Source organism: Lentzea sp. NPDC006480, from assembly GCF_040611995.1.
Classification (GTDB): Bacteria; Actinomycetota; Actinomycetes; order Mycobacteriales; family Pseudonocardiaceae; genus Lentzea.
Window position 1 is genome coordinate 26,857 of sequence record NZ_JBEXPJ010000039.1, and the last position, 21,265, is coordinate 48,121.

Consider the following 21,265-nt stretch of genomic DNA (forward strand, 5'->3'; position numbering starts at 1 on the left):
GTTCCGACCGTGACGTCTCCGAAGGAATCGGGCACTCCCGGCACGATCACCGCGGGCTACTGGCTCGTTGTGACAGGTGTTGCGTTGAGTGTGGCTGCCGCGTTGTACGCGTTGCTCGCCAAGCAGGAGTTGATCGACGCCTTCGTCCAGCGCAACACGGACCCGAAGCTCAGCCCGGAGTCGATCGCCTCGGCGCTCAACGGCATTCTGGTCGTCACGCTGGTCGTGACGGTCGTTCTCGCCGCGCTCTGCGTGTGGTTCGCGGGCAAGGTCAAAGGTGGCCTGAAGAAGAGCAGGACCGGCCTGATGATCGCGTTGCTGATCGACCTGTTCTTCCAGATGGTCGCGAACCCGTTCGCCTACGCCATCGCACCGGTGCTGGTCGGGATCGCGGGTCTGGTGCTGTTCTACTTCCGGCAGTCGAGCGACTACCTGGCCGAGCGCGAGCAGACGTCGTGAACGATGCTCCGAGGCAGGTCCGGATCGCGGTCGGCGTGTGGCTCGCGACCGCGGTGTTCGTGCTGTTCACCGCTGCCGGGCTGTGGTTCCAGCGCGGTGAGATCGAACGGCTGAGCAAGAAGCCGCCGGGCGAGGTGACGACGTTCCTGGTCGCGCTGACCGTCGTGGCGGTGATCTTCGCGGGCCTCTACGTCTGGCTGACCAGGGTGTTCCTCAAGCGCCGGAACTGGGCCCGGATCGCGTTGTCGCTCATCGCGATCGTGCACATGCTGTGGTTGCTGGTGGTCGGGATCAGCCCTGCGAGCCTGGTCACTCTGCTGCTCATCGTGGTCGCAGTCGTCTTCACGTGGCAGGCGCGTACGGCACAGTGGTTCGCGGAGGTGCGTGAGCCGTGACCGATCCGCAGGACCCCAGTCCGTGGGCGAACCCGGACAAACCGAAGCCACCCGGCGCCTACGAGGTGCAGTCGGTCGGCGAGCTGGGGCTGCCGATGCCGCCCGCGCCCGAGTTCGCGCCACCGCACGGCGCGTACCAGGTGCACCCGGTCAACAACATGGGGTTTCCCATGCCGCCGCTCGCACCTCTGGCGCCACAGGAGCTCCCGCCGCAGCGTCCGGCGACGATCACGGCGGCGATGTGGATCTGGATCGCGGGCGCGGTTCTCTCCGTCGCGGTGTTCCCGGTGCTGTTCCTCACGAACACCGAGTTCTTCCTGACCCAGGATCCGGAGACGGACCGCGCGGCCGGCGAGTTCGGGGTGCGGGCGCTGGCGTTGATCTTCGGGTTCCTGATGCTCGTGGCCGCCGCGCCGTACGTGGCGTTCGCGATCGTGCTGCGCAACGGGCAGAACTGGGCGCGCGTCCTGCTCACGGTCCTCGGCGTGATCGGGTTCCTGTCGACGCTCGCGATCATGTTCTTCGCGCTGGCGGCGCAGGTGTGGCAGCCGGGTACCGCGATCAGCATCGTCGTGCTGGGGCTGACCGTCGCGGCCGTGGTGCTGCAGTTCCTGCCGCCGTCGAACAGGTACGTGCGGTAGTGCCGCTCTACCGCGAGTCCGGCAGCAGCTGGTGGCCGCTCCTGTGGGGACCGGCGTTCGCCGTCGCCGGGTATCTGGTCGAGCTGAGCACCGGACCGGCCTCGGCGGGCCTGTGGACGATCGTGGGGCTCGGGCTGACGCTCGGCGCGGTGCTGTGGGTGTACGGCAGGATCAAGACCGGCAGCATCGAGCTGACGGACTCCGAGGCCCAGTTCGGCAGGGAGAAGCTGCCGGTCGCGATGATCGAGGCCTGCCGGGACGTCGGTGCGCCGACCGGTGCACGGGTGCTCGGCGGCGGCTGGTCGGTGCCGAAGGGGACGACGGCGGTGCCGTTGCGCCTGCTCGACGGCACCGTGGTGCTGGCATGGGCACGCGATCCGGAAGCCTTGCTCGCAGCCCTGCGCCAGGTCGTGAGAGGGTGAGCAACGTGACAGAGGCCGTGACTGAGCAGGAGACCGTCGTGGAGGAGCCGGAAGCGGCGCCGCCCGCCGGGCCGAGCCTGCACCAGCCCAAGCGGTGGCTGATCGCCGCGGGCGAGGTCGTCGCGATCGTCCTGCTGGCGTGGCTCGCCGTGTGGTGCTGGAACCGGGGCGTGGTCAAGCTCTCGTACCCGATCGACGGCCACGACCTGACCTCCACGCGCTACCACGGCAACTGGCTCGGCACCGCCGTCGGATCGGTCACGCTGGCCGTGATCCTGGCGCTCGACGCGGTGCGGCAGGTCGTGCTGGCCGTGCGCACCCGGCCGCAGAAAGCCGCCGACTCCGGCATGTGAGACTGGGGTACGTGACTGCGAGTCGATCCCAGGCCCTGTTCGAGCGCGCCTCCGAGTTGATCCCCGGCGGGGTCAACTCCCCGGTGCGGGCGTTCCACTCCGTCGGCGGCACCCCGCGCTTCATGGTGCGCGGCGAGGGGCCCCACCTGTGGGACGCGGACGGCAATCGGTACGTCGACCTCGTGTCCTCGTGGGGGCCGATGATCCTCGGCCACGCGCACCCCGCCGTGGTTTCCGCCGTGCAGAAGGCCGCTGAGTCCGGGCTGTCGTTCGGCACGCCCACCGAGGGTGAGATCGAGCTCGCGGCCGAGATCATCGACCGGGTCGAACCGGTCCGGCAGGTCCGCCTGGTCAACTCGGGCACCGAGGCCACGATGAGCGCGATCCGCCTCGCGCGTGGCTTCACCGAGCGGCGCAAGGTCATCAAGTTCGCCGGCTGCTACCACGGTCACGTCGACGCCCTGCTGGCTCAGGCCGGCTCGGGTGTCGCGACGCTGGGCCTGCCTTCGTCGCCAGGTGTCACGGGCGCGCAGGCCGAGGACACGATCGTGCTGCCGTACAACGACATCGACGCCGTGCGGGCCGCCTTCGCGGAGAACCCCGGCGAGATCGCGTGCGTGATCACCGAGGCGGCGGCGGGCAACATGGGTGCCGTCGCGCCCGGTCCGGACTTCAACGCCGGGCTGCGCGAGATCTGCGACGCCGACGGCGCGTTGCTGATCATGGACGAGGTCATGACCGGGTTCCGCGTCTCGCGTGCGGGCTGGTTCGGCCTGGAGCGCGTGCGCGGTGACCTCTACACGTTCGGCAAGGTCATGTCGGGTGGTCTGCCGGCGGCCGCTTTCGGTGGTCGCGCGGACGTGATGGCCCGCCTCGCGCCGTCCGGCCCCGTCTACCAGGCGGGCACGTTGTCCGGTAACCCCGTCGCGGTGGCGGCTGGGCTCGCGACGCTGCGTGCGGCTGACGACGAGGTCTACGCGGCGCTCAACCGCAACGCGACCCGGTTGGGCGCGCTGTTCACCGCGGCGTTGACCGAGGCCGGGGTCGAGCACCGGGTGCAGTTCGCCGGGAACCTGGTGAGCGTGTTCTTCGGTTCTGCAGAGGTGAAGGACTACGCGGGCGCGCAGGCCTGTGAGACGTGGCGCTTCCCGCCGTTCTTCCACGCATTGCTGGAACGAGGCGTCTACGCGCCGCCGTCGGCCTTCGAGGCCTGGTTCGTGAACGCCGCCATGGGCGAAGAGGAGTTCGCTGTGATCGCTGACGCGTTGCCTTTCGCGGCTCGCGCTGCCAAGGAGGCCCGCCAGTGACCCGCACTGTTGTCCACCTGCTCCGTCACGGTGAGGTTCACAACCCGACCGGGATCCTTTACGGACGGATTCCCGGGTTCCGGTTGTCCGAGCGCGGCGTGAAGCAGGCGCTGACCGTGGCGGAGTCGTTGGCGGAGAACGACATCGTGCACGTCGTTGCGTCGCCTTTGGAGCGTGCACAGCAGACTGCCGCGCCCATCGCCGACTCGCACCGGCTGGAGTTGGCCACTGATGAGCGGTTGATCGAGGCTGACAACCAGTTCGAGGGGTTGAAGGTCGCGGTCGGGGACGGGGCCCTGCGGTCGCCTCAGCACTGGCCCAAGTTGATCAACCCGTTCAAGCCCTCCTGGGGCGAGCCGTACATCGAGATCGCTCATCGGATGCTCGGAGCGGTGCAGAAGGCTCGGTCCGAGGCTGAGGGGCACGAGGCCGTCTGCGTGTCGCACCAGTTGCCGATTTGGACGGTGCGGCGGTTTTTGGAGGGGAAGCGGATGTGGCACGACCCTCGGAAGCGGGAGTGTTCGCTGGCCTCGTTGACTTCCCTGATCTTCGAGGGTGAGCAGCTGGTGCGGATTGCTTACTCCGAGCCGGTCGGGGCCACCAATCCTCGGGTGACTGGGGCATGAAACGGCTTCTGGTTCTGCTGCTGCTGGTTTCTGGGTGCACGGTTGGCAAGGACGCCGCTCAGGTTGGGGCAGGAGACTTCTACCTGGTTGCGCCTGGTGGGCAGGTGAAGATTCGGTACTCCGGGGCTGATCGGAAGCCGTTGAAGGGGCTTGAGGGCGAGTCCCTCATGGAGGACGGGAAGACCGTCAAGCTCTCTGATTACACGGGTAAGCCCGTTGTGATCAACATTTGGGGCGCTTGGTGTGGTCCTTGCCGGACTGAGGCGCCTGAGATGCAGAAGATTTTTGATGCTGGGACCCAGGTTGTCGGGGTCGACGTCAAGGAGACTGCGAAGTCGCATCCGCGGGACTTCATGCGGGATCGGTCGTTGACGTATCCGTCCATTTATGACGGGTCGTCGCGGTCGTTCATCAATGTGTTCAAGGGGCTGCCGGCTAATACTGTGCCGTCCACGTTCGTGGTGGACAAGGATCACAAGGTCGCGGCTGTGTTCTTGGTGCCGGTGTTGGCTTCTGATGTCCAGCCTGTTCTGGATGAGCTGGCTGAGGAATGAACAAGGCCCGGCTCGCTGGTGAGCCGGGCCTTGCGCGTGGTTCTAGTTGGCCGGTGGGGCCGCGGTCAAAGACGGGATTTTGGCTTTGAAGGCCTTGATCATGGCGTCTCGGCCGATCGAGTTGAACTGCTTGCCCAGGGTTCGCATGATTGAGTTCGCGGTCGGGCGGTAGAGGCCCGTTTTGTAGTAGCGCGCACCCTCGACCGGGGCGATCACGCCGCCGTCCGGGGAGGGCTGGCCGAGGTATTCGCCCCACTTGGCGCCGGTCGGGTCCTTGGTCACGTTGATTTCGCGTGGCTCGGAGCCGGTGTAGGCGGCGTAGGGGTAGTCGTACTCGTCGGCCAGGCCGCCGATCGAATGGCCCAGTTCGTGGATGGCGATTTGGCCTGCTTGGGCGTTGGAACCCGCCGCGGTGGCCACTGAGCCGCCTGCGCCGCCGTATTTCGAGGTGTTGCCGAGGGCGATCACCTGGTCGGCTTGAGGGGCCAAGGCGGCGTATTCCTTGGCCTTGGTTTCGTTCACGCAGAGGAGGCGTTCGGTGTTCGGGTCGCGGCCCTGGCACCAGAAGCCCATGTCCAGGGCGGTGTCCTTGAGGAGGCCTTTGGTCGGGTCGTGGTCGACGCCGGACTCGTTCGAGATGACGTTTACCTGCCAGACGTTGAAGTACTCCTTGTACTCCGCGAAAGGTTCTACGGAGGAGAGTTCGTCCCACTTGCTCTTCACGTTGGCGGCGTAGGTGTCGAGGTCGGCCGCTGTGTAGCCGTCGCCCACGAAGACCAGGTCGAAGGAGTTGTTCGGGTCGCCGTTGGTCGCGGTGGCGGTGTGGACCTGGATGACCTCGGCTGCGGCGAGGGCCTTGAAGCCCGAGGATTTCTCGGCAGGGGCTTTCGGGGACAGGGCCTGGGTGATGGAGCCGTCCTCGTTGAAGACCTCGCGCCATTCCATTGCCGGGGCTGCGCCGCCGACCGGCGACTGGGCGAACAGGGCCAGCGCGGTCACGGTCAGCGCAGGGAGGAGCAGCCGGGAACGATGCATGTGCTGACGCTAAGCAACCGTGATGTCACCCACAAGGCGGCAATCGTCGGTACTTCGGAGCAGGTGTGGTGGATGCAAAAGGTGATGCCGGTGGGCGGGTGATCTGGGCAACTACCTACTCTGAGGTGTGTGAACCCCACCGATCTGGCGATCTCCGGGCCGTTGCTGCTGGCCACCGGGGTTGCTCTGCTCGCCGGGTTCATCTCGTTCGCGTCGCCTTGCGTGGTGCCGCTCGTGCCCGGATACCTGGCGTACCTCGCCGGGCTCGTTGGAGCCGAGGCGCCTCGGGTTGACGCGAACGAACCGGCGAAGGCCGGGCGGATGCGCGTGGCTGGCGCCTCGCTGCTGTTCGTGCTCGGGTTCACGGTCGTGTTCGTGCTGGCCTCGATGACGATCCTCGGGGTCACGGACGCGTTGGTGCTCAACGCTGATCTGTTCCAGCGGATCGGTGGCGTGGTCACGATTCTGATGGGGCTCGTGTTCATCGGGCTGGTGCCGGCGCTGCAGAAGGACGTGCGGTTCCACACCAAGCCGAAGGTGGGGCTCGTCGGGGCGCCGTTGCTCGGGGCCGTGTTCGCGTTGGGGTGGACGCCGTGTCTCGGGCCGACGCTGGCCGGGGTGCTGGCGGTGGCGCGGAGCACCGAGGCCGGGTCGTCGACGGTGCGCGGGGCCGTGCTGGTGCTCGCGTACTGCTTGGGGCTCGGGTTGCCGTTCGTGGTGCTGGCGCTCGGGGCGCGGTGGGCGCTCGGGGTGACGAAGTGGCTGCGTGCGCATGCCAGGCAGGTGCAGATCTTCGGTGGCGTGTTGCTGATCGGAGTCGGGATCGCATTGGTCACCGGGCTCTGGGGTGAGTTCGTCGGGTGGCTGCGCTACTCGTTCGTCGACGTCGTGGAGTTGCCGCTCTAGTGATCGCCTTCCTGCGCAACACGTGGCGCGGCCTCACCTCGATGAGGACCGCGCTGACTCTGCTGTTCCTGCTGGCGCTCGCCGCCATGCCGGGGGCGTTGCTGCCGCAGCTGTCGTTGAACGCGGCCAAGGTCGACAAGTACGTCGCCGAGCACGGCTGGTGGGGCGAGCTCCTGCAGAAGCTCGGGTTCTTCGAGGTGTACGCGACGCCGTGGTTCGCGGCCATCTACCTGTTGCTGTTCACGTCGCTCGTCGGGTGTCTGCTGCCGCGCTTGTGGGAGTACTTCAAGCAGATGCGCGCGCGGCCGGTGCTGACGCCGCGGAACCTGTCGCGGATGCCGCACCACGCTCAGGCCGTGCTCGACGTGACGCCGGAAGAGGCGGTCGGCAGGGCGCGGAAGGCCATGCGCGGGTGGCGGATGGACACCGGCGACGGCACGGTCAGCGCCGAGCGCGGGTACCTGCGCGAGACCGGGAACCTGCTCTTCCACTTCGCGTTGCTCGGGCTGCTGGTGTCGTTCGCGCTGGGCAAGATGTTCAGCTACGAGGGCCAGGTCATCGTCCAGGCCGACGGCGGCCAGTTCTGCAACGGCGGCATCTTCAACTACGACCAGTTCCGGCCGGGGCTGCGGGTGGACGGCACGGATCTCACGCCGTTCTGCGTGGAGATCGGCAAGTTCTCCGCCGACTACCTCGACAACGGGCAGCCCGTCGGCTTCAAGGCGGACATCAGGTACCAGTCGGGCGAGGACCTCGCGGCGAACAAGTGGGAGCCGTACACGCTGCAGGTCAACCATCCACTGCGGACGGACGGCGACCGGCTTTACCTGCTGGGCCACGGGTACACGCCGACGTTCACGGTGACGTTCCCGAACGGGGAGAAGCGCACCCAGGGCATCCAGTGGCTGCCGACGGACCAGCTGACGCTGTCGTCCGAAGGCGCGACCAAGTTCGACCCGCCCGGCGTCACGGACTCCGAGCAGCGCCGCAAGGGGCAGATCGCGGTGACCGGACTGCTGGCGCCGACGCCGTTGCTGCACGGCAGCATCCTGAACTCGAAGTTCCCCGCGCTGAACAACCCGATGGTCGCGGTCGACGTGTACCGCGGCGACCTCGGCGTGGACGACGGCCGCGGCCAGTCGATCTTCTCGATCGACACGAAGATGGTCGACCAGGGCCGGTTGCAGAAGGTCGCGCGCAAGAACCTCGCGCTCGGCGAGGAGCTCACGCTCGACGACGGCACCAAGGTCCGGTTCGACTCCGTGAACGACTGGGTGTCGTTGCAGGTCTCGCACGACCCGACGCAGGGGTACGTGCTGGTGTTCGCCATCCTGATCATCCTCGGCCTGGGGGTCTCGCTGACCGTCAAGCGCCGCCGGGTGTGGGTGCGTGCGACCCCTCAGGAAGACGGGCGTACGTTGGTCGAGGTCGGCGGGCTGGCCCGCACTGACCAGGCAGGATACGGCGAGGAGTTCACGCGGCTGGCCCGCGCGGTCCTGAGCAGTGACGCTAGTGGGGAGAAGTCCTGATGCCGGTCAACGAGACCCTCGCGACCTACAGCGACTGGCTGTACCGCAGCGCGCTGGGCGTCTACCTCTTCGCGATCATGCTGTACGCGGTCGAGCAGGCGTTCGCGCGTGCGCCGCGCAAGAAGGCGGAGGCGCTGGTCGGAGCCGGTGCGCCGATCCCGGGCATCATCACCGACGAGCCGAAGCAGCCGAAGAGCGAGCTGTCCCGCACTGAACGCATCGGCCGCATGGGCGCCGCGCTGACCGTGCTCGGCGCGCTGCTGCACCTGGGTTCGCTGGTGATGCGCGGTCTGTCCGCCGGGCGCGCGCCCTGGGGCAACATGTACGAGTACATGTCGCTGCTGTGCCTCGCCGCGGTCGTGACGTGGATCGTGCTGATGGCGAAGTTCCCGATCCGCCGCCTCGGCGCGTTCGTGCTGACGCCGATCCTGGTCCTGCTGTTCCTCGGCGGCACCGTCCTCTACGCCGAGTCGGCGCCGGTCCAGCCCGCATTGCGGTCGTACTGGCTGGTCATCCACGTCTCGGTGATCTCGATCTCGTCCGGCGTGCTGCTCGTGCCGGGTGTGACGTCGATCCTCTACCTGCTCAAGGACACCGACGGCGAGCGCTTCCCGAAGCTGCCATCGGCCGACGTGCTGGACCGGATGTCGTACCGGACGACGGTGCTGGCGTTCCCGCTGTTCACCGCGGGCATCATCTGCGGCGCGATCTGGGCCGAGGCCGCGTGGGGCCGGTTCTGGGGCTGGGACCCGAAGGAGACGGTCGCGTTCGTCTGCTGGGTGGTCTACGCGGCGTATCTGCACGCGCGCGCGACGGCGGGCTGGCGTGGTCGCGGAGCCGCCTGGATCAACATCGCGGGCTTCGCGCTGAACGTGTTCAACCTGTTCTTCATCAACTTGGTCACCAGCGGGTTGCATTCTTACGCGGGTCTCTAACGAGTTAGCCCCCAGGTCGATGGAACCGGTGCTGGTTGCGTACCGTCGCAACCTGGGGGTCGGGGAAGTCCTGGTCCCTCTTGCTCAGGGAGGGCCACAGCGGTGAATTGGCAACCACCGGGTGAGGAACAGGGCTCCGGCCCGCAGTACGTCGACCCGCAGACGGCCTACCTCGACCCGCAGCAGTCCGGTCCGCAGCACGTCAGCGGCGGTCAATCAGGCCCGCACCACGTGGGTGGTCCCCAGGTGGACCAGTACCAGCCCGACCTGTACCAGGTGCCCGGCCACGCGTCCGGCTCCTACCAGGTGCCCGGCAACGCCAGCGGCCCGTACCCGGTGCCGGGCACGCAGTCCGGCGCGTACTCCGTGGACGGCTCCGGGCCGTACCAGGTGGGCGGCGGCCAGTCGGGTGCTCATCCGGTCGGCGGCGGTCCGTCCGGACCTCACAACATGCCCCCGAACACGGCCCAGTACGGGCAGTTCGCCGGCGCGCAGTACCCGAACAACTTCCCGAACCAGCAGTACCGCTCGCAGGCGCAGGAAGTGTCGTCGCAGCAGCTGATCAAGCAGGAGAAGCGGCCGCCGGCGTCCGGCTGGCGCAAGTCCCTGCACTCGATCACCGGTGGTGCGGTCAACCTCGGTGAGAGCGCTGCCGACATCCGCCGCCGCGAGCTGATCGCGCGGATCAACCAGCCGCTGCGCGGGTGCTACAAGATCGCGATGCTGTCGCTCAAGGGCGGCGTCGGCAAGACCACGACGACCACGACGCTGGGCTCGACGTTCTCGTCGCTGCGCGGGGACAGGGTGATCGCGGTCGACGCGAACCCGGACCGCGGCACGCTGGCGTTGAAGATCCCGCGGGAGACCACGGCGACCGTGCGGCACCTGCTGCGCGACGCCTCGCGGATCACGAAGTACAGCGACATCCGCGCTTACACCTCGCAGTCACCGGCCCGTCTCGAGGTGCTGGCGTCCGAGCAGGACCCGGCCGTGTCGGAGGCGTTCAGCGAGGACGACTACCGCCGCACCGTGGCGTTGCTGGAGCACTTCTACAACATCGTGCTCACCGACTGCGGCACCGGCTTGATGCACTCCGCGATGAGGGGCGTGCTGGACGAGGCGGACCAGCTGGTGCTGGTGTCGTCCGGCTCGGTCGACGGCGCGCAGACGTCCGCGGCCACGCTCGACTGGCTGGAGGCGCACGGGTACCGCGACCTGGTCGCGAAGTCCGTCTGCGTGATCAACTCGGTGCGCCCGAAGTCGGGCAAGGTCGACCTCGACAAGCTCGCCGCGCACTTCCAGCAGCGATGCCGCGCGGTTGTCCGGCTGCCGTTCGACGAGCACCTCGAAGAAGGCGCGGAGATCGCGCTGGACCGGCTCGCGCCGGAGACCCGCCTGGCGTTGCTGGAGCTCGGCGCCGTCGTGGCGGACGACTTCCCGAACACCTGATCAGGCGGTTGCGCGACACGGCGAAAGGGGCCCTGAGCTCAGGGCCCCTTTTCCGGTCACTCGTCGCGTTTGCGCTGCTCGTCGAGCTTGCGCAGGAACTCCGGGTCGTCGTCAGGCGCGATCACCTTGCGGCCCGGGGTGTACTCCGAATGCTGTGGGGCGAAGGCTCGCCACACCAGCACAGCCACGGTGAGCGCACCGATCACCGCCAGCAGGTAGATCATCTGGTCGCCACCTCCCTTTGCCACGAGATTACCCGCGGCACAGGGATTACTACGGTTTCAGTGGCGGACGGGTTCAGTCGCCTCGGTGGTGAGCTCCGAAAGCAGAGCCTTCACCTCGGTCTCACGGAACCTGCGATGTCCTCCAGGCGTGCGAATCGAGCCGATGCGACCAGCGGTGGCCCATCGGGTCACGGTCTTCGGGTCGACCCGGAACAGATTGGCGACTTCCCCAGGCGTCAAGAGCCGCTCGGTGGCTGCAGTCACTCGTCCTCCTCAGATCAGACGTTCCGGTCTGATCGTGGCATCTGACCCATCAGGTACTCGAACGCTTGTTTTTTGGTAAAGAGGTAGTAAGGGACGACCACGCCAAACCGGACATGCTTGAGGTAACGCGGGAGCCCCGCGTTACCCTCAGGGACACGCGGGGCCCCCGCGTGCGGCCAGGGCATAGGGTGTCGCGGGTGGATGCTCTTGATCGACAGATCATCGCCGCACTGCGGGCCAACGGCCGGGCCACCTACGCCGAGCTCGGCAGGCAGGTCGGCCTGTCCGCCTCCGCCGTGCACGAGCGGGTCGGCAAGCTCGAGTCCAGCGGCGTGATCGTCGGGTATCACGCGGTCGTCGACCCCAGCGCGGTCGGTCTGGGCGTGACCGCGCTGATCGGCATCCACCCCACCGACATCGCGGACGACAACGAGGTCGCGGTCGCGCTGGGCGAGCTCATCGAGGTCGAGTCCTGCTACCGGGTGGCGGGCGACGAGTCGTTCATCGTGAAGGTCCGGGTGGCCACGGTGGACGACCTGGAACGGGCTCTCGGCCGGCTGCGGCGCATCCCCGGCGTGGCCCGTACGCGCACGACCGTCGTGCTGTCCACGCGGTTCGAGGGGCGGCCGAACACCGGCGACGAAGAGGCCGACGTAACCTGAACGGGTGCTCGCTCGAGATGTGACGCTCTACGTCCTCGCTCGCCTCGGCGTCGTCGCGGTGGTGACGGGCGCGCTCCTGCTGTTCAAGGTTCCTTTGCTCCCCGCGCTGGCCGTCGGCGTGGTCGTGGCGCTGCCGGCGTCGCTGTTCCTGTTCAAGGGGCTGCGGCAGCGGGTGGCGGTCGGGCTGAACGAGCGCCAGGCGGTGCGGCAGGCCGAGCGCGACAAGCTGCGCGCCGAGCTGCGTGGTGACGAAGGTCCTCTCACCCAGGCTTAGGACGTTCGCGCGGTTATCGTGCCGCTGTGAGTACCTCCGTTGACCGTGTTTGCAGCAGGACCAGGCATTGGGTGCGCGAAGCCGTCTCGATCATCGAGGCCGACGCGAACCGCAGCGCGGACACCCACCTGCTGCGCTACCCGCTGCCGCTCGACTGGGGCATCGACCTCTACCTGAAGGACGAGTCGACGCACCCCACCGGTTCGTTGAAGCACCGGCTGGCGCGGTCGTTGTTCCTCTACGCGATCTGCAACGGCTGGATCACCGGTGGCACGCCCGTGATCGAGGCGTCGTCCGGGTCGACGGCGGTCTCCGAGGCGTACTTCGCGCGGTTGCTGGGACTGCCGTTCATCGCGGTGATGCCCCGTTCGACCTCGGCCGAGAAGGTCGTGCTGATCGAGCGGCAGGGCGGCAGGTGCCACTTCGTCGACGAGCCGTCGGCGATCTACGACGAGTCGCGGCGGCTGGCGTCCGAGCTCGGCGGGCACTTCATGGACCAGTTCACGCACGCCGAGCGCGCGACGGACTGGCGCGGCAACAACAACATCGCCGAGTCGATCTTCGAGCAGATGCGGCTCGAGCCCTCGCCGGAGCCGGACTGGATCGTCGTCGGGGCGGGCACGGGCGGCACGTCGGCCACGATCGGCCGGTACATCCACTACCAGAAGCTCGGCACGCGGCTGGCCGTCGTCGACCCCGAGTTCTCGGTGTTCTTCGACGCGTGGCGGGACAGCGCGCCGGAACTGGTGGGCACGCGCGGCTCACGGATCGAGGGCATCGGACGCCCGCGGGTGGAGCCGTCGTTCATCGGCCAGGTGATCGACCGCATGATCAAGGTGCCGGACGCGGCGTCCGTGGCGACCGCCCGGTACGTGGAGGACCTGCTCGGGCGGCGCGTGGGCGGGTCGACCGGAACAAATCTCTGGGGTGCGTTCCAGATCGTGGCCGAGATGCGGCAGTCTCGCACGCGCGGGAGCGTGGTGACTTTGTTGTGCGACGGTGGCGAGCGTTACGCGAACACCTACTACGACGACTCATGGGTATCCGCACAGGACATGGATCTCGACCCGTGTCTTGAACGCCTGAACAACTTCCACCGCACGGGGAACTGGTGACGGGAGTCCTGCGTCACAGCGTGACCTGAGCACTTGAGTCCGCAGGGGGACCCCGTGTCGTCGCTGTTCACAGACGCAGCCGAGCTGCGCGCGTACGCCGAGTATCTGCGCACCGAAGCGCAGGAGTTCGAGACGATCCGCAAGTACGTCCACGCCACGGCGTGCGACAAGGCGGGCTTCACCGGCCTGCTGACGTTGCTGCAACCGGGCGTCGACGTCGTGCGCGCGCTGTTCGACGAGACGCTCGACTTCGGCAAGTCCAAGCTGGAGGGCACGGCGTCCGCGGTGGACTCGACCGCTGAGGTCTACGACGCCGTCGAGCGGGCCCAGCTCGCGATCTTCAACAGGATCCTCACGTGACCGCCACCTACCAGGACCCGCGGCCGGTCGCCGCGTCCCTGAAGCAGCCCGAGATCGACAAGGCCTCCCTGAACGACGTCCTCGCCGACCAGGGCTGGGGCGTGCAGGCGGTCAACTGGGTCTTCGAGGCCGTCACCGGCGAGTCGCTGGTCGCCACGATCATCACGCCGATCACCGGTGACTGGACGAAGATCCGGGCCGACGGCGACGCGTGGCGCATGGTCGGCAACGCGATGAACGACGTCTCGTACAACCTGACCGACGCGGTCGGCAAGGTTCGTTCGCACTGGGACGGCGACGCTGCTCGTGCCCACGAGAAGTACATCGCGCTGGGCTGGAAGGCCGCGCTGTTCGCGGAGATGGGCGTCGCGCAGCTGATCGCGAAGGGCTTCGACACGGTCGCTTCCGGTGCCGAGGCGCTGGGCAAGCAGGCCGCACGGCTGTTGGACTACCTGGTCAACAAGCTCTTGGAGGCGGCCGCCACCGTCTGGATCCCGGTGGCCGGTTGGATCAAGGCCGCCGAGATGGTCTGGAACGCCTACCAGATCTACCGCCGTGTCATGGACATCATCGACACGGTCCAGAAGCTCATCGCCGACGTGAAGTCGTTGTTCGACGCCGTGGGCCGGGTCTTCTCGGCGATCGGCAAGCTGAAGGACGCCGACTCGCTGGCCGAGGCCATGAACGCCACCCAGGAGGTGGCGGAGGCGGGCCGCGACGTCCGCAACTCGATCAACGACATCCGCGACGACATGACGTCGATCAAGGACTCCGCTTCGGAGATCGCGGACCGGGGCCACGACATCGGCTCGAAGGTGCGTGAGGTCTCCGCGCCGCCAGGCTCCGACGGCACGAAGCCGGCAGCCGTGACATCCGTTGCTCCCGGTGGTGCCCCGGTCGCGGCGACGCCGACCGTGCACGGCGGTCCGGACGCGCCCGCCACGCACGCCGCCACCGCGGGCCCGTCGGTGTCCGCGCCGCCCACGTTGGGCTCGGGTTCCGGGGCCGGTTCCGGCGGTTCTGGCGGAGTGCCCACGGGCGGGGGCTCTGGCGGAGTGCCCACGGGTGGCGGCTCTGGTGGCGTTCCGACCGGCGGTCACGCTGGTTCGGCCGGCTCGCCTGCGGGCAGTCACGGCGGTCCTGCCGCTCCTCCGCGCGTCGACACGACCCACGCGGCCGGCGCTGCCCCCGCAGCCGCCCCGCCGTCGCATCACCAGACCCCGATGGGCGGCGCCATGCCCATGGGCGCACCCCCGATGGGCGGCGCCGGTGGTGGCGACTCCTCCCGCAGCTCTGGTTCCCGTCCAGGCTCCTCCGCAGGCTCGGCCTGGCCGACCACTCCCTCGGGCGCGCCTTCGGGCCAGCCCAAGCCGGCTGCCGGCCTTCCGACGCCTCCCAGCCACGGCTCGGGCCTGCCGACGGCGCCGGGCCAAGGGAACTCCGGCACCCCGACCGCTCCCGGCTCGCGCCCAGGCGGCACGGGCACGGGCTCGGGGTCCGCGGGTTCGCACCCGACGCCAGGTTCGGCGGGCACGCACCCGACCCCGAACTCCGGCGGCCTGCCCACGGCCCCGAACTCGGGCAACCACCAGCCAGGCACAGGCGGCACCCACCCGACACCGGGCGGTTCCGGCAGCCTGCCCACCCACCCGACCGCCAACAGCGGCACGGCAACGGCCCCGGCCCCCTCAGGCACCGGCAACGGCCACCCCACCCCGAACTCCGGCGGCGGCCTCCCCACACCTCCCGGCCACACCACCCCGAACTCCGGTGGCGGCCTCCCCACACCTCCCGGCCACACCACCCCGAACTCCGGCGGCGGCCTCCCGTCGCCTCCTGGGCACCAGAGTCCGAGCGGCGGCCTGCCTTCGCCTCCCGGGCACGCGTCTCCCAGCTCCGGTGGCGGTCTTCCGTCGCCTCCTGGGCACGAGAGCCCGAGCAGCGGTGGCGGCTTGCCTTCGCCTCCGGGACACCAGAGCCCGACCACGGGCACGGACCACCCCACGCCCAACGGCTCAGGTGGCACGACGCCGCACGACCCGTCCACGCCGCGCCCCCACGACACGACCCCGTCCGGCACCACGCCGCACGACTCGTCGCCGGGTCCGCGTCCGCACGACACGACCCCTCACGACGGTGGCACCCATCCCCACGACGGGACGCCGCACGACCAGTCGGGTCCGCGTCCGCACGACACGACGCCCAGCGGCTCGACGGACACCAAGCCCCACGACACGACCCCGCATGACGCCGGCACCAAGCCGCACGACACGGATGGCAAGCCGCACGACGGCCAGCCCAAGCCCCATGACGCGGACGGCAAGCCGCACGACACGGATGGCAAGCCGCACGACGCCGACGGCAAGCCGCACGACGGCCAGGACAAGCCTCACGACGCTGACGGCAAGCCGCACGACGACAAGGGCCACGACACCGCCGCCAGCGACGCCGACGGTGCCAAGACCCATGACGACCACCACCCGGACACCACCCCCGCCGACCACGACGCCGACTCCAGGCACGACGCCGACCCCAAGCACGACACCGACGCGTCCAACGGCCACGGCAGCCACGACGGCCAGGACGGGACCGGGAGCGGCGACGGCGGGTCGGGCGACGACACGCCGCGGTCGCCGAAGGGGCACGACCTCACGCCCGCCTTCGACCACGCGGCCATGGCGGCATCCGGTGACGGGTACAAGCACCAGCTGGAGCAGATCTACCCGGACCCGGCGGACCGCGAGCGCTACATCGACCTCAGCAAGAAGCTGTCCGCGGACCTGACCCCGGCCGAGGCGCACGAGGTCGCCAGCGTCCGCAACCAGATCAAGGTCGAGTCCGGCGACCTCGTCACCAAGGTGCTGCACCCGAACGCGGTCGACGGGTACCTGAAGCACCACGACGACCCGACGTCCACGGACGCACAGCGGCAGAACACGGTCGCCGGCAGCATCGCCAGGGCCGAGGACGTGCACGACATCAACAAGCCGATGGGGTTGCGCGAGGGGCTGGCGCTCGACGACAAGGGCGAGGGCTGGACGCCGATCAAGGACAAGGCCGAGTCCGCGATGCAGCTGCGCTACCACATGACGGACGACCAGGCGAAGACCGCGACCGTTCCCTACGGTGGCCCGGAGAAGACCGATCGCGACTTCGGCGAGGAGGCGGAAGGCAGGCCTGGCCAGGAGCACCGGTACTACCAGGAGCCGGGCGAGAAGGAGCGCTGGGACAAGGCTGCCCAGACGATGGCGGACGCGGGCGGTGCCACCGAGGTGAAGCGTGGGCGGGACCCGTTCACCGGTACCGGGTCGACCGGTGGCGGTGTGCCGGAGTGGGTCGCGAAGCCCGCTGCTCTGCCGGACCGCGCGGAGATCTGGGAGGTCAAGGACGGCCAGGAACGTCTGCACGCCGTGTACGAGCGAGGCCGCGGCTGGTACCAGCTCGGGGAGAGCGAGGCGTCGTGGTCCAGCACACCCGTGAAGTAGTCGAGTACCAGGGCGAAACCTACTTCGCCGGCGTCGAGTCGCGGGGCACGATCGAGATCGTCAAGATCCCCGGCGAGAAGTACGCGACGGACGAGGGGTTCACGCACTACGAGGACCTGAGCGTCAAGCGGGTGCCGATCGCCGAGATCGACGCCTGGTACCGCGACGAGTTCACCGGGAAGTGGCGTGGCCAGCCGTTCGTCCTGTACCCGAACCGGGACGGCACGATGGGCGCGGACTACGTCGGGCCGTCGCAGGTCTGGGCGGAGGACAACGGGCTCGAGGGCGACCAGTACAACGGCTTCCGCAAGACTTTCAGCCCGGACGAGCTCGAGGACGTGCAGGTCGACCGCATCGACCACCTGGCGCGGTGGAAGGAGAAGAACCCCGGATGAGCACCCCACAGGCCGTGCAGAAGGCGGCCGGTATCGGGCCGGAGACGATCCTGCAGAAGATCGTGCACCCCGCGATCGCGCAGCTCCATCTCGGCAACGTCGTGGTGCCCGGCCGGTTCGAGCCGCACCGCACCGCGGGGTTCGTGACGCGCGGTCAGGACTTCCCGCAGGGCACCGCGGACCAGTTCGCGGAGAAGTTCGGGGTCGACAAGGTCGAGGGCTGGCCCAAGGGCAGCCAGTACGTGCTGCGGTTCCTCGCCCACACCACGCAGATCTTCGAGACCAGCTTCGGCGGTCCCACGCTCGAAGGCGCGCAGAAGATGGGCACCACCCGCGTCTACCCCGTGCCGTTCACCGGCACCGGTTACACGCCCAGCGAGGAGCCGATCCCCGAGTACGTCATGGAGCTCAGCGAGCTGCCGGCGGGCACCGAGCTCTGGCGGTTCGACCCCAACGGTGACGGCAGGGCGGTCGGCAAGTACATCAACCGCCAGATCGGCTGGTACCCGATCGGCGACGTCGCCTTCGGTCCCGGAAGGTATTGGCAGGCACCGGTTCCGCTGCGGCCGACGGTCCGGCGTGGACTGGTCGCGAGCTTCCGCGGGCAGGGCTTCGACGTCGACTTCGGGCCGCGGCCCGGCCTCCTGACGCTGCACCCGCTCGCCGGCCAGCCCGCACCGCCGGACTTCACCGAGGGCGTGCTGGAGGTCCCGGACGCCGCGGTGCAGGAGCTCGCCTACCTGCGCAAGCTCTGCACCTTCAGGAACGCGGAGTTCGAGATCATCGGCATCCAGGCCGACCAGGCCGTCCTGCACTACCTCGGCGAGAACTACGAGGTGGCGCACCAGCTCGGACTGACCGAAGTGGACTACCGGCAGTGGCGTGCGGTCGCCGCACGCGCCGAGCTGAGCGACGTCCGCGACGAGGTCCGGCAGGTCCGGCGTGGTCTTTTCGGGAGCGAGAACTGATGACGACCCCCAACGACAGCTGGAAGTCCGCGGAGCTGCGCGCGGCCGAGGCCCAGGTCGACGCGCGCTTCAAGGAGGCGCAGGACCTCGCGGCCAGGCTGAAGGACACGCCGCTGCCGCCGGTTCCGCCGGTCGACTTCAAGGCGATCGCCCAGCAGGTCGAGCGCGCGGCGCAGGAGAAGGACGCGCCGCCGCAGCTGAAAGCGTTGAAGCGCAAGGTGGACTCCGGAGAGTTCTCCTGGGAGGACGTGGTCTCCGGCAAGGCCGCCCAGGACCCCGACGTGCAGGCCATGCAGCAGGAGAACGTCAAGAAGATGAAGCAGGCGTTCCAGATGCTGCAGGAGGGCATGACCGCCGACGAGATCATGGACGCGCAGAAGCCGCGCAGAGGCAGGGGTGACGACGGCGACGAGAACGACCCCGACATCTTCGCGGAGGACAAGTGGTGATGACGGCCTGGCGGACACCGGACATCGCCGCGGCGGAGGACTTCCTGACGGGTGCGGTCGCCGACGTGGACCGCGCCATGCGGTCTGCCCGGCAGAGCCTGAAGACCAGAGAACCGTCCACGGAGGACGTTCGCAGGGTGATGCAGTTCGCCAAGTCGAGCGACGCGTCACCGGCGATGCGGCAGCTGGCCGACCGCATCGCCCGGGGTGCCGGGCTCAGCTGGCGTCAGGTCCTCACCGGCGAGGCGAGCCACGATCCCCTTGTGCGCGAAGCACTCGAGGCCGACCGGGCCACGCTCGACGCACTGATCAAGGGCGAGACGGCACCGCCACCACCGCCGCGCAAGCCCGCGCGTTCCGAAGACGACGAGCCGACCCAGTTCACCGAGGACGCCTGGTGAGCGCGGTCAGTCGAGGAACAACCCGACGCTGACCAGCACGGCCCAGGCGAGCATCGCGATCCCGGTGAACTGCAGCACCGGGATCAGGTCGCGCCCGCTACGCCCGGCTGCTACCCGGCGCACCGCGGGCAGCAGGATCGGCGCCGCGAGGAACCCGAGCAACGCGTACGGCACCCGCACGGTCATCCCCAGCGCGATCAGGAACGGCACCGCCACCAGCGCGAGGTAGAGCCTGCGGGTGTCCTTGTCGCCCAGCACCACGGCCAGGGTTCGCTTGCCCGACACGGCATCCGTTGGGATGTCGCGCAGGTTGTTCGCCACCAGCACGGCCGCCGAGATCGACCCCATCGCGATGGACGCGCCGATGCCGATGCCGGTGATCTCACCGGTCTGCACGTACAGCGTGCCCAGCACCGCGGCCGGTCCGAAGAACAGGAACACCGCGATCTCGCCGAGTCCCGCGTAGCCGTACGGACGCTTGCCGCCGGTGTAGAACCACGCTCCGGCAATGCACACAGCACCGAACGCGATCATCCACCAGTGCCCGGACAGGGCCACCAGGGCGATTCCCGCGAGCGCGCCGACACCGAGCGAGATGAACGCCGCCAGCCGGACCTTGGCCGGCTCGGCGGCACCGGAACCGGTGAGGCGGAACGGCCCCACCCGGTTGTCGTCGGTGCCGCGGATGCCGTCGGAGTAGTCGTTGGCGTAGTTCACGCCGATCTGCAGCGCGATCGAGACCACCAGGGCGAGCACGGTGTAGAGCGCGTTGAACTCGTCGATGTGGTGTGCCGCCGCCGCTCCCACGATCACGGGCGCGATCGAGTTCGGCAGGGTGCGCGGGCGGGTCCCCTGGATCCACTGGACGACTGAGGCCATGCCTCCATCCTCCGCTATGGCTACTGAGGACCCGCCAACGGGCCTATCAGCAGGTGGGCGCTCCGGACACACCGGCCACGTACGCCTTGGCGACGTGCTTGCCGGACGCGACGCGGTACCAGATGTTCGACGTGCCCTGCGTGCCGGTCACGGACTCGCCGGTCAGCTGGCAGGTGACCCGCACCTGGGCGTAGTTCGCGGCCAGACCCACCTGCGCCGTCGAGGAGTTCGCGCCGCTGCGGACGTTCACCGTGCCGTTCGCCGCGGCCGTGCGGACCGTCCCGACAGGACCGGAGCCGGTCCACAGGTACGTCACGGTCACCCAGGAGTTGGTGGTCAGCTTGAGGCCGTCCCAGAACACGCCGTCGGCGAGGTCGATGCCGGCCGGGTTCGCGACCTCACGGCCGTACTGGTCCTTGCCGCCGTTGTAGTTGTTCTCGTACGCGGCCTGCGCTTCCGGCTTGCCCTGCGGCAGGTCCTTCCACATCTCGCGCGTGGTGGACGGGTTCCAGTAGTCGTCCTTGGTGTTCCACGGGCCGACGTCCCACACCGGAGCCCACTCGCAACGACCGTTCGAGGCACACACCTGCACGCTGTAGCTGCCGGAGTTGTTGGGCGCCAAGCCACGGCGCGACGGCAACGCGACGAAGTGGTCGCGCGAACGGATCGTGTGGCCGTTGGCCGTGTTGCCGCCGACGAGGCCCTCACGCGTCGCGTACACGCGGTACGCACGTCCAGCAGCGGCAATGGAAATGTCTTCTGCCGCCGCAGGCTTGTTCGACGCCGTCAGCTTCACGCGTTCTGCCTTGCCACTGCTCAGCACCACGCGCGTCTGGATGGTGTCCGTGGTCACCGGCAACGTGGCCGGCGCCTCCAGCCACTCGGTCCACTGGCCGTCCGGCCGCAGACCGCGCACGTCGGCCACGCCGTCGCCGGTCACCGCCGCCGTGACCGTGTTGGCGGGCTGGGCGAGTCTGTGCGGTTCCAGCTCGATCAGGCCCGTCCGCGGGGAACCGCCCCACGACACGAGCTGGTAGCCGAGGTCGGCGGACCACTCGTTGCCGGCCGCCTGGGCAGGGGACGCCAGTCCGACGACCATGCAGGCGCCGACGACCAGCGGTAACAGGTAGCGCATGAGAAAACCCCCATCGCTAGCGCACGCGGCTGGGTCCGCGCGC

At 68.9% G+C, this 21,265-nt stretch carries 26 protein-coding genes; 21 read left to right on the forward strand and 5 right to left on the reverse strand.

Going from position 1 to position 21,265, the window contains the following annotated elements:
• Positions 1–9 precede the first annotated feature (9 nt).
• From ABZX92_RS17870 to ABZX92_RS17905, 8 genes are read left to right on the forward strand one after another with little or no spacing between them, the layout of a single operon-like run.
• A complete protein-coding gene (locus tag ABZX92_RS17870) occupies positions 10–459 on the forward strand; it encodes a hypothetical protein (protein WP_355560078.1) in 450 nt (149 codons plus the stop codon).
• Positions 456–854: a hypothetical protein gene (locus ABZX92_RS17875; protein WP_355560081.1), complete on the forward strand. Its 399-nt coding sequence runs from the start codon at positions 456–458 to the stop codon at positions 852–854. Before ABZX92_RS17870 ends, ABZX92_RS17875 begins: the two co-directional genes overlap by 4 nt.
• The gene (locus ABZX92_RS17880; RefSeq protein WP_355560083.1) at positions 851–1,495 is read left to right on the forward strand and encodes a hypothetical protein; all 645 of its coding nucleotides are present in this window, start codon (positions 851–853) and stop codon (positions 1,493–1,495) included. The genes ABZX92_RS17875 and ABZX92_RS17880 overlap by 4 nt, the downstream gene beginning before the upstream one ends.
• A complete protein-coding gene (locus tag ABZX92_RS17885; RefSeq protein WP_355560086.1) occupies positions 1,495–1,917 on the forward strand; it encodes a DUF3093 family protein in 423 nt (140 codons plus the stop codon). The genes ABZX92_RS17880 and ABZX92_RS17885 overlap by 1 nt, the downstream gene beginning before the upstream one ends.
• Before the next feature lie 5 nt (positions 1,918–1,922).
• Positions 1,923–2,270 carry a hypothetical protein gene (locus ABZX92_RS17890; RefSeq protein ID WP_355560088.1) on the forward strand — a complete coding sequence of 116 codons (348 nt, stop codon included), beginning with the start codon at positions 1,923–1,925 and terminating at the stop codon, positions 2,268–2,270.
• 11 nt (positions 2,271–2,281) lie between these two features.
• Positions 2,282–3,577 (forward strand): glutamate-1-semialdehyde 2,1-aminomutase, encoded by a 1,296-nt coding sequence (gene hemL, locus ABZX92_RS17895; protein ID WP_355560091.1) that lies wholly within the window; start codon positions 2,282–2,284, stop codon positions 3,575–3,577.
• Positions 3,574–4,203, forward strand: a complete 630-nt coding sequence (locus ABZX92_RS17900; RefSeq protein WP_355560094.1) for a histidine phosphatase family protein — start codon at positions 3,574–3,576, stop codon at positions 4,201–4,203. Before hemL ends, ABZX92_RS17900 begins: the two co-directional genes overlap by 4 nt.
• Positions 4,200–4,757, forward strand: coding sequence for a TlpA disulfide reductase family protein (locus tag ABZX92_RS17905; protein WP_355560097.1), 558 nt, complete (start codon positions 4,200–4,202; stop codon positions 4,755–4,757). Before ABZX92_RS17900 ends, ABZX92_RS17905 begins: the two co-directional genes overlap by 4 nt.
• 42 nt (positions 4,758–4,799) lie before the next feature.
• Here ABZX92_RS17905 and ABZX92_RS17910 read toward each other — a convergent pair whose 3' ends face one another.
• Positions 4,800–5,756, reverse strand: a complete 957-nt coding sequence (locus tag ABZX92_RS17910; RefSeq protein WP_355560099.1) for a M64 family metallopeptidase — start codon at positions 5,754–5,756, stop codon at positions 4,800–4,802.
• 165 nt (positions 5,757–5,921) lie between these two features.
• On the opposite strand from ABZX92_RS17910, the gene ABZX92_RS17915 reads away from it, so the two are divergent.
• From ABZX92_RS17915 to ABZX92_RS17930, 4 genes are all read left to right on the forward strand, one after another.
• On the forward strand, positions 5,922–6,698 hold the full coding sequence (locus tag ABZX92_RS17915; protein ID WP_355560102.1) for a cytochrome c biogenesis CcdA family protein: 777 nt from the start codon (positions 5,922–5,924) through the stop codon (positions 6,696–6,698).
• Between the two features lie 41 nt (positions 6,699–6,739).
• Complete coding sequence (locus ABZX92_RS17920) at positions 6,740–8,227, forward strand: cytochrome c biogenesis protein ResB (protein ID WP_355560187.1); 1,488 nt, start codon at positions 6,740–6,742, stop codon at positions 8,225–8,227.
• Positions 8,227–9,162 carry a c-type cytochrome biogenesis protein CcsB gene (gene ccsB, locus ABZX92_RS17925; protein WP_355560105.1) on the forward strand — a complete coding sequence of 312 codons (936 nt, stop codon included), beginning with the start codon at positions 8,227–8,229 and terminating at the stop codon, positions 9,160–9,162. Before ABZX92_RS17920 ends, ccsB begins: the two co-directional genes overlap by 1 nt.
• A 102-nt stretch (positions 9,163–9,264) precedes the next feature.
• Positions 9,265–10,611: an AAA family ATPase gene (locus tag ABZX92_RS17930; RefSeq protein ID WP_355560107.1), complete on the forward strand. Its 1,347-nt coding sequence runs from the start codon at positions 9,265–9,267 to the stop codon at positions 10,609–10,611.
• Between the two features lie 56 nt (positions 10,612–10,667).
• Here the strand turns inward: ABZX92_RS17930 and ABZX92_RS17935 are convergent, their stop codons facing one another.
• Positions 10,668–10,835, reverse strand: coding sequence for a hypothetical protein (locus ABZX92_RS17935; protein ID WP_086667950.1), 168 nt, complete (start codon positions 10,833–10,835; stop codon positions 10,668–10,670).
• 57 nt (positions 10,836–10,892) lie between these two features.
• Entirely contained in the window at positions 10,893–11,099 is a 207-nt protein-coding gene (locus ABZX92_RS17940; protein WP_030473853.1) for a BldC family transcriptional regulator, read from the reverse strand.
• Between the two features lie 197 nt (positions 11,100–11,296).
• On the opposite strand from ABZX92_RS17940, the gene ABZX92_RS17945 reads away from it, so the two are divergent.
• Genes ABZX92_RS17945 through ABZX92_RS17985 form a run of 9 tightly spaced genes read left to right on the forward strand, consistent with a single transcriptional unit; the run spans position 11,297 to position 19,208 of the window.
• Complete coding sequence (locus tag ABZX92_RS17945) at positions 11,297–11,761, forward strand: Lrp/AsnC family transcriptional regulator (RefSeq protein WP_045309690.1); 465 nt, start codon at positions 11,297–11,299, stop codon at positions 11,759–11,761.
• Positions 11,762–11,765: 4 nt separating this feature from the next.
• The gene (locus ABZX92_RS17950) at positions 11,766–12,035 is read left to right on the forward strand and encodes a DUF4229 domain-containing protein (protein WP_355560110.1); all 270 of its coding nucleotides are present in this window, start codon (positions 11,766–11,768) and stop codon (positions 12,033–12,035) included.
• A gap of 26 nt (positions 12,036–12,061) precedes the next feature.
• A complete protein-coding gene (locus ABZX92_RS17955) occupies positions 12,062–13,150 on the forward strand; it encodes a PLP-dependent cysteine synthase family protein (RefSeq protein WP_355560113.1) in 1,089 nt (362 codons plus the stop codon).
• 54 nt (positions 13,151–13,204) lie between these two features.
• Positions 13,205–13,510, forward strand: coding sequence for a hypothetical protein (locus ABZX92_RS17960; RefSeq protein WP_355560116.1), 306 nt, complete (start codon positions 13,205–13,207; stop codon positions 13,508–13,510).
• The gene (locus ABZX92_RS17965; RefSeq protein WP_355560118.1) at positions 13,507–16,995 is read left to right on the forward strand and encodes a hypothetical protein; all 3,489 of its coding nucleotides are present in this window, start codon (positions 13,507–13,509) and stop codon (positions 16,993–16,995) included. Before ABZX92_RS17960 ends, ABZX92_RS17965 begins: the two co-directional genes overlap by 4 nt.
• A complete protein-coding gene (locus ABZX92_RS17970) occupies positions 16,971–17,390 on the forward strand; it encodes a hypothetical protein (protein WP_355560120.1) in 420 nt (139 codons plus the stop codon). The genes ABZX92_RS17965 and ABZX92_RS17970 overlap by 25 nt, the downstream gene beginning before the upstream one ends.
• Entirely contained in the window at positions 17,387–18,358 is a 972-nt protein-coding gene (locus tag ABZX92_RS17975; RefSeq protein ID WP_355560123.1) for a hypothetical protein, read from the forward strand. The genes ABZX92_RS17970 and ABZX92_RS17975 overlap by 4 nt, the downstream gene beginning before the upstream one ends.
• Positions 18,358–18,807, forward strand: coding sequence for a hypothetical protein (locus ABZX92_RS17980; RefSeq protein ID WP_355560125.1), 450 nt, complete (start codon positions 18,358–18,360; stop codon positions 18,805–18,807). Before ABZX92_RS17975 ends, ABZX92_RS17980 begins: the two co-directional genes overlap by 1 nt.
• Positions 18,807–19,208: a hypothetical protein gene (locus tag ABZX92_RS17985; protein WP_355560127.1), complete on the forward strand. Its 402-nt coding sequence runs from the start codon at positions 18,807–18,809 to the stop codon at positions 19,206–19,208. The genes ABZX92_RS17980 and ABZX92_RS17985 overlap by 1 nt, the downstream gene beginning before the upstream one ends.
• Positions 19,209–19,214: 6 nt before the next feature.
• Here ABZX92_RS17985 and ABZX92_RS17990 read toward each other — a convergent pair whose 3' ends face one another.
• Together ABZX92_RS17990 and ABZX92_RS17995 are read right to left on the reverse strand one after the other, a co-directional pair.
• Entirely contained in the window at positions 19,215–20,087 is an 873-nt protein-coding gene (locus ABZX92_RS17990) for a 1,4-dihydroxy-2-naphthoate polyprenyltransferase (protein WP_355560130.1), read from the reverse strand.
• A 46-nt stretch (positions 20,088–20,133) separates the two neighbouring features.
• Positions 20,134–21,222 carry a hypothetical protein gene (locus ABZX92_RS17995; RefSeq protein WP_355560132.1) on the reverse strand — a complete coding sequence of 363 codons (1,089 nt, stop codon included), beginning with the start codon at positions 21,220–21,222 and terminating at the stop codon, positions 20,134–20,136.
• Between the last annotated feature and the right edge of the window lie 43 nt (positions 21,223–21,265).